This is a genomic window from Sphaerotilus uruguayifluvii (assembly GCF_013294065.1).
Lineage (GTDB): Bacteria > Pseudomonadota > Gammaproteobacteria > Burkholderiales > Burkholderiaceae_C > Sphaerotilus > Sphaerotilus uruguayifluvii.
In genome coordinates, this window is record NZ_JABSNM010000018.1 from 22,230 (window position 1) to 34,878 (window position 12,649).

The following is a 12,649-nucleotide window of genomic DNA, read 5'->3' on the forward strand; positions in this document are numbered from 1 at the left end:
GGGCCGAGCCGTGACGACGCCGTCTCCTGAATTCATCACCCTGCACGGCCGGCGCAGCAGCCTCGTGCTGGAACTGGCGCCCGGCGAGGCGCCGCTGTGGCGCCACTGGGGCGCGCGCCTGCCCGACGGGATCGACCCGGGCGCTGCGCTGCGCGACACCCGCGCGCTGCCGACCTTCGCGCTCGACCAGGACCTGCCGCTCACGGTGGCGCCGGTCTTCGGCACCGGCTGGTTCGGCCAGAGCGCGCTGCTGGCGCACCGCGAGGGCCGCGACTTCGCGCAGGGCTGGACCGGCTGCACGGTCGAGTGGACCGCGCCGGGGCGCGCGCTGACGCTGCACCTGACCGACGCGGTGGCGCGGCTGCGCCTGGACCTGTCGATCGCGCTGGACGCCGACAGCGACGTGCTGGTGCTGCGCTCGACGCTGCACAACGATGGCGATACCGCGCTCGACCTGCAGTGGCTGGCTGCCGGCACGCTGCCGCTGCCCGGCCGCTGCGACGCGGTGCGCTCCTTCGCCGGCCAGCATGTGCACGAGTTCCTGCCGCAGACCGACCCGCTGACCCGCAGCCTGTGGCGCAAGGAGAGCCGGCGCGGCCGCACCAGCCACGACTGCTTTCCCGGCGCGGTGGTCACCACGCCGGGCGCCACCGCGCAGACCGGACGGGTCTTCGGCGCGCACCTGGCCTGGTCGGGCAACCACCAGCAGACGATCGAGTGGCTGCACGACGGCCAGTACCAGTGGCAGTTCGGCGAATGGCTGGCGCCGGGCGAGGGCCGGCTGGCGCCGGGCGAGTCGCTCACGACGCCGGAGCTGGTGGCCAGCTGCTCCGACCAGGGCCTCGACGGCCTGGCGGCCAACTTCCATGCCGAGCTGCGCCGACGCCTGGACTGGCCGGGCGGCGCGATGCGCCCGCGCCCGGTGCACCTCAACACCTGGGAGGGCGTCTACTTCGACGTGCATCCGGGCCCGGTGAAGGAGATGGCCACCGCGGCCGCCGCGCTGGGCATCGAGCGCTTCGTGCTCGACGACGGCTGGTTCCACGGCCGCCACCATGACCGCGCCGCGCTCGGCGACTGGTGGCCCGATGCGACCAAGTTTCCCGACGGCCTGGGCGGGCTGATCGCGCACGTCAACGCGCTGGGCATGGAGTTCGGCCTATGGGTGGAGCCGGAGATGGTCAGCCCGGACAGCGAACTGTTCCGCGCCCATCCCGACTGGGCGCTGCAGATCGCCGGGCGGCCGCTGCTGACCGCGCGCAACCAGCTGGTGCTCGACATCGCGCGTCCCGAGGCGAGCGACTACCTGTTCGAGAAGATCGCCGCGCTCCTGGCCGCGCACCCGATCCGCTACCTGAAATGGGACCTGAACCGCGACCTGGCGCCGGCCGGCCTGGGTGACGGACGCGCCGGCTACCGCGCGCAGGTGCTGGCGGCCTATGCGCTGATGGCGCGGCTGCGCGCGGCCTTCCCCGAGGTGGAGATCGAGAGCTGCTCGGGCGGCGGCGGACGCATCGACTTCGGCGTGCTGCGCCATGCGCACCGCGTGTGGACCAGCGACTGCATCGACGCGCTCTCGCGGGTCGAGATGCAGCGCGGCTTCCTGCAGTTCTTCCCGCCGGAGATCATGGGCGCGCATGTCGGCACGGCGCCGGCGCACACCACCGGGCGCACGCAGGCGATGGCCTTCCGCGCGGCGGTGGCGCTCGCCGGCCACTTCGGGGTCGAGCTGGACCCGCGGCAGCTCTCGCCCGAGGACGCCGACGAGCTGCGCGGCTGGATCGCGCTGCACCAGCAGCTGCGCGACCGGCTGCACCACGGCCGGGTCTGGCGCGGCGAGGCCGGCGACGGCCTGCACTGGCAGTTCCATGCCGACGCGGACACCGCCGACGGCGTGCTGATCGTGCTGCGCACCCGCCCGAGCGACCACCGCCAGCCGCCGGCGCTGCGCCTGCCGATGCTGAACGCGGCCGCCCGCTACCGGGTGCGCGAGCTGCGCCCGGCCGGCGCGCCGCGGCGCGAGGGCCGCCACCACACCGCGCCCTTCTTCGATGCGCAGGACAGCGCCGAGGGCGTGACCCTGGCCGGCGCCTGGCTGGCCGAGGTCGGCCTGCCGATGCTGCGCGCCCCGGCCGAGACCGCCTTCATCGCGAGGATCGAGCGTGTCTGAGCCGATGGATCTCTCCCCGCCCCGCTTCGATCCGGCCGAGCACAGCCACCGCCGCCGCAATCCGCTGACCGGCCAGTGGGTGCTGGTCTCGCCGCACCGGGCGAAGCGCCCGTGGCAGGGCCGCCAGGAGGCGGCCGACGACACGGTGCAGCCCGCGCATGATCCGCACTGCTATCTGTGCGCGGGCAACACCCGGGTCAGCGGCGACGTCAATCCGCCCTACACCGGCACCTTCGTCTTCACCAACGACCACGCGGCGCTGATGCCCGAGGTGCCGGCCGCAGCGCCGCAGACCCGCCTCGACCCGCTGTTCCAGGCCGAGGCCGCACGCGGCACCAGCCGTGTCATCTGCTTCTCGCCCGACCACTCGCGCACGCTGCCGGAGCTGCCGCTGCCGGCGATCCGCGGCGTGATCGACACCTGGGCGGCGCAGAGCGAGGAGCTCGGCGCGCGCCATCCGTGGGTGCAGGTCTTCGAGAACAAGGGCGCGATCATGGGCTGCTCGCAGCCGCATCCGCACGGCCAGATCTGGGCCTGCGACCACCTGCCCAACGAGGCCGCCACCGAGGACCGCCACCAGCGCGAGCACCTCGCCGCACACGGCCGGTCGCTGCTGCTGGCGTATGCCGAGCGCGAGGCCGCCACCGGCGAGCGCGTGGTGGTGCAGACCGCGCACTGGCTGGCGGTGGTGCCGTGGTGGGCGACCTGGCCGTTCGAGACGCTGCTGCTGCCGCGCTTCGCGGTGCAGCGCCTGCCCCAGCTCACGCCCGCGCAGCGCGACGACCTGGCCGAGGCGCTGCGCCGGCTCACCAGCCGCTACGACAACCTGTTCCGGTGCAGCTTTCCCTACTCGATGGGCTGGCACGGCGCGCCCTTCGACGGCACGGCCGGCCTGCACTGGCAGCTGCACGCGCATTTCTATCCCCCGCTGCTGCGCTCGGCCACGGTGCGCAAGTTCATGGTCGGCTTCGAGATGCTGGCCGAGGCGCAGCGCGACCTCACCCCCGAGCAGGCCGCCGCGCAGCTGCGCGCGGTCAGCGACGTCCACTACCGATGCCCACCCCCATGAGCGCCACCCGCGACCTCCTGGCGCGCCGCTGCGACGACGCGATGCGCCAGGCCTTCGATCAGACGCCCGACTTCCACGTCCAGGCCCCGGGCCGCGTCAACCTGATCGGCGAGCACACCGACTACAACGACGGCTTCGTTCTGCCCTGCGCGATCGACTACCGCACCGTCATCGCGGTGCGGCGGCGCCCGGACCGGCGGCTGCGGGTCGTCGCCGCCGACCTGCACGGCGAGACCGACGAGATCGACCTCGACGGCGACATCGCGCACCACCCCACGCAGCAGTGGAGCGACTATGTGCGCGGCACGGTGCGCATGCTGCGCGAGCACCTGGCCGCGCGCGGCCTGCGGCTGCAGGGCGCCGATCTGGCGATCGCCGGCAACGTGCCGCAGGGCGCCGGCCTGTCGTCCTCGGCGGCGCTGGAGGTGGCGGTCGGCCAGGTCTGGCGCCAGCTCGGCGGCCTGGACGATGCGCTGCTGTCGGCGGTCGATCTGGCGGTGCTGGCGCAGCGCGCCGAGAACCGCTTCGTCGGCGTCAACTGCGGCATCATGGACCAGATGATCTCCGCCTGCGGCCAGGCCGGCCACGCGCTGCTGATCGACTGCCGCCATCTGACGCAGCGCCGCGCGGTGCCGATGCCCGCGGGCGTGGCGGTGATGATCGTGCACTCGCGGGTGCGCCGCGGCCTGGTCGACAGCGAGTACAACACCCGGCGCCAGCAGTGCGAGGCCGCGGCCGCGCACTACCGCGTGCCGGCGCTGCGCGACGTCGACGAGACGCGGCTGATGCAGGACGCCGCCGGGCTCGATCCGCTCGTCTTCCGCCGCGCCCGCCACATCGTCACCGAGAACGCGCGCACGCTGGCCGCGGCCCAGGCGCTGCAGGCCGGCGACCTGAAGCGCCTGGGCACGCTGATGGCCGCCTCGCACGACTCGATGCGCGACGACTTCGAGATCACCCATCCGGCCATCGACCGCCTGGTCGAGATCGCGCAGGCGGCGATCGGGCCGCGGGGCGGCGCACGCATGACCGGCGGCGGCTTCGGCGGCTGCATCGTCGCGGTGCTGCCGGACGCGCAGGTGGCGGCGGTGCGCGCCGCGATCGAGGCCGGCTACCGCTCGCCCGAGGGCGAGCCGCCGACGATCTGGATCAGCCATGCCGCCGACGGCAGCGGAGTCCTGCAATGAAATCACCCCTCATGTCCCTGCACGGCCCCGACGGCCTGGAGATCACGCTGAGCCCGCGGGGCGCGTCCTGGCTGTCGTGCCGGGTGCCGGTCGAGGGCAAGACCGGCCCGCGCGAGGTGCTCGCCGGCGGCTCGGACCCCGAGGACCCGCAGCGCCTGGCCTGCTACGCCGGCGCCACCGTCGGGCGCTGGGCCAACCGCATCGCCGGCGCGGTGCTGCGCCGCGATGGCCACGTCTGGCCGCTGGTGCCGCACCCGGCCGGCTCCGCCCACCAGCTCCACGGCGGGCCGGACGGCTGGAGCCACAGGCTCTGGCGCATCGAGCAGCAGGCCGCGGACCAGGTCGTCTTCGCGCTGCATTCGCCCGACGGCGACCAGGGCTTTCCCGGCGCGATCGAAGTGCGGGTGCACTACCGCCTGCACCCGGGACGGCGGCTGCGCATCGACTTCGAGGCCTGCGCCGACGCGCCCACGCCGCTGGCGATGACGAATCACGCCTATTTCAACCTCGATGGCGTCGGCGCCCCCGGCGACGCGCGGGCGCAGCGCCTGCGCCTGCACGCCGACGCCTGGATGCCGGTGGACGCCGCGCTGATCCCGACCGGCCCGCCGGTGGCGCTGGACGGCGAGATCCGCGCCGACGATCCGATGGACTTTCGCCAGTGGCGCCCCGCCGACGCCCGTGCGTTCGCGGCCCATCCGGCCCTGGCTGCGGCCGGCGGCTACGACCACGGCTGGCGGCTGGCCTCCGGCCACGCGCAGGAGGCTGCGCGGCTGGTCTCGGCCGACGGCCGGCTGGCGATGACGGTCGCCACCTCGATGCCGGCGCTGCAGTTCTACGACGGCCGCGCGCTGGTGCCGCCCTGCGCCGGCCTGGCGCTCGAGCCCGGCTGGCTGCCCGACAGCCTGGGGCGCGACGACACCGGCCAGCCCGACGCCTGGCTGCGCCCGGGCGTGCCGCGCCACGACTGGATCGAGTACCGCTTCTCCACTGCGGGACATTGAGCGCGATCAACACCGGTCCGGCACGGAGATCAACAATTGCTGCATCGCAACATGAAGATGCAGCCATGACCGATACCGATGCTCCCGGTGCCCGCCCGCAGGCACGGACCCAGAACAGCGTGCCGTGGTTCTGGCCGCTCGAGATGATCTCGGCGATGACGCACCAGGAGCTCGACACCTACCGCCGCGGCCTGGCGACCTTCGCCGAGGCGGTCCGGCTCGACACCGGGCTGACGCCGAAGTTCGCGACGCCGAACCGGGTGCTGCTGGACCTGCACACGATGCGGCTGCGCGACTTCACGCCGGCCGACGCGCCGGCCAGGCAGACGCCGACGATCATCGACGCGCCTTTCGCCGGCCATTCCTCCTCGATCGCCGACTTCTCGGACGGACAGAGCCTGGTGCAGACGATGCTCGCCGCCGGGGTGCACCGCCTTCTCGTCACCGACTGGAAGAGCGCGACCCCGGAGATGCGCGACTACGACATCGACAACTACCTCGCCGAGATCAATGTCGCGGTCGACGAGGTCGGCGGGCGGGCGCATCTGGTCGGGCTGTGCCAGGGCGGCTGGATGTCGGCGATGTATGCGGCGCGCTATCCGCACAAGGTCGCCAGCCTGGTGCTGGCCGGTTCACCGATCGACACCGAGGCCGGCCACGGCCCGCTGCGCGAGATGTCGCACCGGCTGCCGATGGCCGACTTCGAGCGGCTGGTGCAGATCGGCGGGGGCTTCATGCGCGGACGGCTGATGCTGTCGGCCTGGAAGAACATGCACCCGGGCGAGCAGTACTTCGGCAAGTACCTCGACCTGTACGAGCACATCGACGATCCGGCCTTCGTGCGCAAGCGCGAGGATTTCGAGGCCTGGTACGAGAACCCGATCGACCTGCCCGGCCGCTGGTACCTGCAGGCGGTTCAGCAGCTCTTCAAGGAGAACCGCCTGGCGCGCGGCACCTTCGTCGGCCTGGGCCGCACGCTGTCGCTGGGCGACATCCGCTGCCCGGTCACGCTGATGGCCGGCGAGCAGGACGACATCACCACCTGGGAGCAGGTCTTCGACGCTGGCAAGTACCTCGGCACGCCACCGGCCGATCTGGTGAAGCTGCTGGTGCCGGGCGGCCACATCGGCCTGTTCATGGGCAGCCGCACGCTCAAGGAACACTGGCCGGGCGTGGCACAGCGCATCGCATCGCTCGGCTGAGGGTCGGGACGGCTGTCATACTCGGGCGGATCGCCCTGCCCCCGCCCTGCCCATGCGCCTGCAGATCCTCTCCGACCTTCATCTCGAGACCCAGCCGGACTGGACGGCCGCGCCGGCACCGGACGCCGACCTGCTGGTGCTGGCCGGCGACATCGGCTCCTACCAGCGCGGCTCGCGCCTGCAGGGCGACGATTTCGGCCTGGGCCGCTTCGCGCCGCGCCCGGGCTGGTCGCGGGTGCTGTTCGTGCCGGGCAACCACGAGTACGACGGCCTGGACCACGACGCCACCGGCCCGCGGCTGCAGGCGCTGTGCGCGCGGCTGGGCATCGAGTGGCTGGACCGGCGCATCCGGGTGATCGACGGCGTGCGCTTCATCGGCACGACGCTGTGGAGCGACTTCGCCGCGCTCGGCCATCTGGACAAGGCGCTGCGCGCCGCCGACTGGTACCTGAGCCGCAACACCACGCTGCGCGAGGGCCGGCTGGTGATGGCCGCCGAGCTGCGCGAGATGGCGCTGGACTGCCAGCGCTGGCTGCGCGCGGCGCTGTGCGAGCCGCATGACGGCCCGACGGTGGTGGTCAGCCATTTCGCGCCGACGCTCGACAGCGCCGACCCGCGCTACGGCATGGTTCCGGGCACCGCGGGCTTCTGCAACACGCTCGACGAGCTGCTGCCGCTGGCCGACCTGTGGATCCACGGCCACCTGCACTGCCCGGTCGACGTGACGCGCGCGGGCTGCCGCATCGTCTGCAACGCGCTGGGCTATGTGCACAAGGGCGAGCAGGACGGCCACCGGCCCGGCTGGTGCGTCGAGGTGCCCCGGCCTTCGGCCGAGGCGCTCACAGCGCGACGGCGTGCAGCCGCGTCGCTCCGAGCGTCCGGCGCGCGGGTTCCAGCAGATGCAGGTGGTGGGTGAAGACGATGATCTGCCCGCCATCGCCCTCGCAGGCCTCGGCCAGCGCCTGAAGCACCCGCAGCGCCCGGCCGTCGTCCGAGGTCATCAGCACGTCGTCGAGCACCATCGGCAGCAGCAGGCCGCGCGCACGCTGCTGCGCCAGCGCCGCCAGCCGCAGCGCCAGGTGGAGCTGGTCGCGCGTGCCTTCGCTCATCGCCTCGACGCCGATGGCGCGGCCGCCGCGCCGGCGTGCCTGCAGCACCGCACGCGCATCGTCGTCGCCGGCATCGGTCTCGAGCCGCTCGAACTCGCCGCCGGTCATCGCCGAGAACAGCGTGGAGGCGGCACCCAGCATCGGCCCCTGGCTGCGCTCGCGAAAGCGCTGCATCGACTGCGCCAGCAGCGCATGCGCCAGCCGCGCACGCATCCAGTGCGGCAGCTCGGCACGCACCGTGGCGGCGGCCTGCTCCAGCCCTTCACGGGCCTGCACCGCGCGGTCGTCGCCGTCGATCGCATCGAGCGCACGCCGCGCCAGCTCGTCGGCCGCACGCGCCTGCTCGAGCGCCTCGTCGGCTTCGGCCAGCCGGCGCTCGAGCCGGAGCACCGCCTGGGCAGGATCGTCGGCCCCGGACTCGTGCGCCGGCGATGCGCCGGCCAGACGGGCGCGCAGGCCGGCCTCGTCGTCGCGCGAGGCCTCGGCCAGCATCGCGCCGGTGCGCGCCAGACGCAGCGCGGCCTCGCGCTGCTGCTGCCACTGGGCCTCGCGCTGCGGCAGCAGCTCGGGCGAGGCCACGCCGGCGCGCTCGCACAGTTGCCCCAGCTGCGCCTGCACCGCGGCCAGCGCCGCGCTGTCGGCGGCCAGGCGCTCGTCGGCCTGCTGGCGCTGCTGCTGCAGCCGGGCGCGCTCGCCCTCGACCGCACGCGCCTCGCCCAGCCGGGCCGCGAGCCGGTCGATCCAGCCGCGCAGCGCCTCGCCGGACGGCGCCGGCTCGGCCAGCGCCGCGGCCAGCACGGCAGCACGCTCCTGCAGATCGGTCTCGACCAGCCGCGCCTGCGCCAGGCGCTGGCGCTGCAGTTCACGCTGCTCGGCCAGCGTGCGCAGCCGCTCGCCCGCCTGGCGGCGCGCATTCGCCAGCGCCAGCGCCTGCAGCGCGTCCTCGGGCAGCACGACGCCGCGGCCGTCCTCGTCGAGCAGGGCCTGCAGCGCCGCATGCGCCTGGCGCTCGGCGGCGCGGCGCTGGGCGGTCTGGCGCGCCAGCCGCTCCAGGCGCTGCTGCGCCGCCTGATGCGCACTGCGCTGCGCCTCCAGCACGGTCTGCCGCTCGCGCAGGGCCTGCAGCCGCGCACGCGCCCGGCCCAGCAGCGCGGCTGCGTCGTCCGGCACGACGCCGGCCGGCATCGGGCCCAGCACCTCGTGCAGCTCGGCCACGGCGGCCTGCACCCGGCGGTCGAGCGCCTGCAGCGCCTCGTCGACCGACTGCAGCGCCTGCGCCGCCTCGAGGTGGCGCGCCTGGTGCTGCTGCCACTCGCGCAGCGCCTGCGGCGCCAGCCGCGGCAGGCCGGCCTCGGCCAGCGCCTCGTCCCAGATCCGCCCCTGGTGCTCGAGGTCGCGCTGCAGCGCCTGCCGCTGCATGTCCAGCATCGCCCGGTCCTCGTCCAGCTCGGCCAGCGAGCGCTGCAGCGCCTGCAGCCGGGCCGCACGCTCGCCGTCGCGGCTGCGGCCGTCCGCCAGGCGGTCGGCATGGTCGAGCAGCTGCGCGAACAGCGCCCGGTCCTCGGTCGAAGGCGCCGCCGGGCCGTCGGCCAGCCTCCGCCACAGCGCGTCGCGCACCCGGCGCGCCTCGGCGATGTCGTCATCGGTCGGCACTGCGCCGGCGGCCAGCAGCTGGGCGCGCTCGGCCGCACGACCGCGCCGCGCCTCGTCGATCTGGTCGATGCGCTGTGCCAGCGCGGCCAGGCGGGTGGCCGCGGCCTCGCGCTCGCGCAGCGCCTGGTCGATGTCGGCCTCCAGGCGCGGACGCGCGGTCAGCGCCCGGCTCGCCATCGCCTCGCCGCCGAGCTGCAGCGCGGTGCGCCGCAGCGTCTCGTGGCGCTCGGCACGCTGGCGCTCCAGCGCCTCGCGGCCAGCCAGAAGCGCCACCTCCGGCGCCAGCCGGTCGCAGCGCTGCTGCAGCGCCTGCACCTGCACGGCCAGCGCGGCCGGCGACTCGCTCAGATCGGCCGGCGGCGCCTCGGCCCCCGGCTCGGCCGCCAGATCGTCAAGATGCTGGGCCAGGGCGCGCGTCTGCTCCTGCAGCTGCGCCGCAGCGGCCTCCATGCGCGCCTGCCAGGCCGCGTCGGGACGCCGCGCCAGCAGCGCCTGCGCGCCCGCGCCCGGCTCGAGCGCCTGCGCGGCCGCCTCGAGCTGCCGATCCAGCGCCTGCCCTTGCTGCTCGAGCTCGCGGCACTGCAGCCGCGCCGCCTCCAGTCCGTCGGCGGCGGCGACCAGGCGGTCGATGCCGGCGGCCTGCTCGAGCCAGCGCGGCGTGCCCGGCGGCAGCGCCTGCAGCTGCTCGTCGAGCCGGGCGCGCAGCGCCTGCTGCGCGGCGCGGGCGGTCTGCAGCTCATGCTCGCGGGTCTGCAGCGCGATGCGCTGGCGCGGCAGATCCTCGTCGGGCGGCGGCAGCAGCGACAGCGCGGCCAGCTCGGCGCGGGTGTCGTCGAGCGTGCGCAGCAGCGGCGCCACCGCGATGCGCTCGCGCAGGTCGCGCAGCGCCAGATCAGCCGCGGCGCGGTTCTCGCGGGCGCGCTCCAGCGCGGCCTGCGTCTCGTCGGCACGCTGGCGCAGCGCGGCCCATTCGGCCGGGCGCAGCTGCGCGGCACGCAGCGCCTCATGTTGCTCGCGGTGGCGGCGCAGCGCGATGTTGACGCTGCCGGTGCTGCCGCGCGGCACCAGGCGCGAGCGCGCCTGCTGGTCGAGGCGGTCCAGCACCGTGCGCAGGCTGTGCACGCCGGCGCTGGCCTCGAACAGCGCCGCGCCGATCTCGCCCTGGCCGGCCAGCAGCTGCTCGCCGCCGGCACGCAGGCGCTGGTGATCGAGCGCGAACATCAGGTCGTGGTCGGCGCGCTTCAGGCCGCCGGTGAGCTGCAGCTCCAGGTCGGCCGAGGCCGGCAGGCTGCCGCCGTCGGGTGCCACGACGGACAGCGTCGGCTCGCGGCCCTTGCGCCGCAGCAGCTGCAGCTCGCGCCCCTCGCGGTCGAGCACCACCGCGCCGAGCGCCATGCGTGCATGCTCGTGCACGAAGTTGTCGGTGCTGCGATGCTCGATGCCGAAGCGCAGCGCCGTCAGCGCCCGCAGCATCGAGGACTTGCCGGCCTCGTTCGGCCCGGCCAGCAGCGTCAGGCCGGGGCCGAAGTCGATCCAGCGGTCGGTGAACGGCCCGAAGGCCTGCAGATGCAGTCGGCGCAGTCTCACCGCCACCTCATGTCGTCAGATCGCGGCCCAGCTGCGCCAGCACCATCGCCTCGGCATCGAGCAGCAGCGCGCGCCAGCTCGCCTCGTCGAGACGATCAGGGCGCAGGTCGGCCAGCTCGTGGGGCAGATTCGCGCCGGCGCCGAGCGCATCGCCGGCCCAGTCGCGCAGCGCCTGCGGGTCGGCCAGCAGCCGGTCGACCTCGCGCAGCACCTCGCCGAGCGCATCGTCGCGCGCAGCCAGCGCGCCCCGGTCCAGCGGCGAGGCCAGCTCGACACGGACCTGCTCGATCCACAGCCGCCCGGCCTGCTGCAGCGCCTGGGCGCGCACCGCGGCCTCCAGCAGGCCCGGCTGCGCGGCCTCGGCGCCGTGCAGCACGCTGCGCCCGAACAGGACCACGCGCGCGCAGTGCAGGCGCTCGCGCGCGTGCTCGCCCGCGGGGCCCGCCGCGCCCCCTGGCTGCAGCAGCGCCTCGAAGGCCGCCGCCAGGCGCTCGCCCAGCAGGTCGACCGTGTCGACACCGGACAGGTCGAGCTCGACGCGATGCCAGCGCAGCACGTCGAGCTCGACGAACTCGCGGTGCACGATGCGGCCGTGATCGACCTCGACCAGTTCGCAGCCCTTCGGCCCGATCTCGCGCGCATGCCGCCCCTGAAGATTGCCGGGAAAGACGATGCGCGGGCCGGATTCCTGCACGATCTGGTGCTGATGGATATGGCCGAGCGCCCAGTAGTCGTAACCGGTTGCAATCAGTCGCGCCGGCGTGGTCGGCGCATAGGGATCATGGTCGGGATTGCCGGTCAGGCCGGTGTGCAGCAGCCCGATATTGAATCGGCCGCTCACCGGTGCAGGATATCCCGGCAGCAGGTCCTCGGTCACCGCCGGCTTCGAGAAGCTGCGGCCATGAACGGCGACACCCCATTCGGGCAGATCGACGCTGCCCGCGCGACGGGAATCGAAGACATGCACATGGGGCATCGCCGGCAATTGCCGGGTGATGCGGCTTTCCGCATCATGATTCCCACGGACGATGAATACGCGGATACCCTGAGGGGCCAGCCGCATCATCTGCTGGTGGAAAAACAGGCCGGTGCGGAAATCCTCCCAGTCACCGTCGTAGAGATCTCCGGCGATCAGCAGCAGCTGCACCTCGCGGCGGATCGCCAGATCGACCAGCGCCACCAGCGCGCGCCGCGTGGCCGATCTGAGCGGCTCGACCGGGGCACCGTCGTGCCGGTCGAGCCCGCGCAGCGGGCTGTCGAGATGCAGGTCCGCCGCGTGCAGGAACCTCATCGGGCCCGGCCCCGGCTCACTCGGCCGGCTGCGCCTCGACGAGGAACTCCTCCAGCGAGCGCCCCGCCTCGAGCGCGGCGACCAGCCAGCGCGGCTTCAGGCCCCGACCGGTCCAGGTCGAGCCGGTCTCGGCATCGCGATACTTGATCGCGACCTTCGAGACTTCCTTGGTCTTGCCTTCGGCCGGCACGCGGGCGCTGCGGGTGCCCGGCGTCAGGTCCGCGACCGTCAGGCCGTGCTGGGCCATCAGATCCTTGATCTCGGCAATCACGCCGGAACGCTGCGCCGACTTCATGTCGTCGATCGAGCGGGCAATTTCTTCCTGCTGCTTGCGCAGTTCCTCCTGCTTGGCACGCAGGTCCTGGAGAGTCGTCATG

General features: G+C 74.1%; 9 protein-coding genes. 6 read left to right on the forward strand and 3 right to left on the reverse strand.

The features are described from left to right. The first annotated feature begins 10 nt into the window (after positions 1 to 10). The 6 genes from HNQ01_RS17230 (at position 11) to HNQ01_RS17255 (ending at position 7,548) form a co-directional block, all read left to right on the forward strand. Positions 11 to 2,170 carry an alpha-galactosidase gene (locus tag HNQ01_RS17230; RefSeq protein ID WP_173806659.1) on the forward strand — a complete coding sequence of 720 codons (2,160 nt, stop codon included), beginning with the start codon at positions 11 to 13 and terminating at the stop codon, positions 2,168 to 2,170. Between the two features lie 4 nt (positions 2,171 to 2,174). Then, a complete protein-coding gene (locus HNQ01_RS17235) occupies positions 2,175 to 3,239 on the forward strand; it encodes a UDP-glucose--hexose-1-phosphate uridylyltransferase (RefSeq protein WP_173806660.1) in 1,065 nt (354 codons plus the stop codon). Continuing rightward, complete coding sequence (gene galK, locus HNQ01_RS17240) at positions 3,236 to 4,426, forward strand: galactokinase (RefSeq protein ID WP_286180925.1); 1,191 nt, start codon at positions 3,236 to 3,238, stop codon at positions 4,424 to 4,426. The genes HNQ01_RS17235 and galK overlap by 4 nt, the downstream gene beginning before the upstream one ends. After that, a complete protein-coding gene (locus HNQ01_RS17245; protein WP_217427593.1) occupies positions 4,423 to 5,430 on the forward strand; it encodes a galactose-1-epimerase in 1,008 nt (335 codons plus the stop codon). Before galK ends, HNQ01_RS17245 begins: the two co-directional genes overlap by 4 nt. A 65-nt stretch (positions 5,431 to 5,495) precedes the next feature. After that, a complete protein-coding gene (locus tag HNQ01_RS17250; RefSeq protein WP_173806662.1) occupies positions 5,496 to 6,632 on the forward strand; it encodes an alpha/beta fold hydrolase in 1,137 nt (378 codons plus the stop codon). A 52-nt stretch (positions 6,633 to 6,684) separates the two neighbouring features. Beyond that, positions 6,685 to 7,548 (forward strand): metallophosphoesterase, encoded by an 864-nt coding sequence (locus HNQ01_RS17255; protein ID WP_173806663.1) that lies wholly within the window; start codon positions 6,685 to 6,687, stop codon positions 7,546 to 7,548. Here HNQ01_RS17255 and HNQ01_RS17260 read toward each other — a convergent pair. The 3 genes from HNQ01_RS17260 to HNQ01_RS17270 are packed head-to-tail and all read right to left on the reverse strand — an operon-like array spanning position 7,472 to position 12,648. Beyond that, positions 7,472 to 10,981, reverse strand: a complete 3,510-nt coding sequence (locus HNQ01_RS17260) for an ATP-binding protein (RefSeq protein WP_173806664.1) — start codon at positions 10,979 to 10,981, stop codon at positions 7,472 to 7,474. The two genes, HNQ01_RS17255 and HNQ01_RS17260, sit on opposite strands and share 77 nt — an antisense overlap. A 7-nt stretch (positions 10,982 to 10,988) precedes the next feature. After that, the gene (locus tag HNQ01_RS17265) at positions 10,989 to 12,272 is read right to left on the reverse strand and encodes a DNA repair exonuclease (RefSeq protein WP_173806665.1); all 1,284 of its coding nucleotides are present in this window, start codon (positions 12,270 to 12,272) and stop codon (positions 10,989 to 10,991) included. 16 nt (positions 12,273 to 12,288) lie between these two features. After that, the gene (locus HNQ01_RS17270) at positions 12,289 to 12,648 is read right to left on the reverse strand and encodes an H-NS histone family protein (RefSeq protein WP_173806666.1); all 360 of its coding nucleotides are present in this window, start codon (positions 12,646 to 12,648) and stop codon (positions 12,289 to 12,291) included. Between the last annotated feature and the right edge of the window lies 1 nt (position 12,649).

Bases quoted from the DNA above. Each gene is read 5' to 3' on its own strand.
- HNQ01_RS17235 (WP_173806660.1), top strand. From the start codon at position 2,175: ATGGATCTCTCCCCGCCCCGCTTCGATCCGGCCGAGCACAGCCACCGC.
- galK (WP_286180925.1), top strand. From the start codon at position 3,236: ATGAGCGCCACCCGCGACCTCCTGGCGCGCCGCTGCGACGACGCGATG.
- HNQ01_RS17245 (WP_217427593.1), top strand. From the start codon at position 4,423: ATGAAATCACCCCTCATGTCCCTGCACGGCCCCGACGGCCTGGAGATC.
- HNQ01_RS17250 (WP_173806662.1), top strand. From the start codon at position 5,496: ATGACCGATACCGATGCTCCCGGTGCCCGCCCGCAGGCACGGACCCAG.
- HNQ01_RS17255 (WP_173806663.1), top strand. From the start codon at position 6,685: ATGCGCCTGCAGATCCTCTCCGACCTTCATCTCGAGACCCAGCCGGAC.
- HNQ01_RS17265 (WP_173806665.1), bottom strand. From the start codon at position 12,272: ATGAGGTTCCTGCACGCGGCGGACCTGCATCTCGACAGCCCGCTGCGC.
- HNQ01_RS17270 (WP_173806666.1), bottom strand. From the start codon at position 12,648: ATGACGACTCTCCAGGACCTGCGTGCCAAGCAGGAGGAACTGCGCAAG.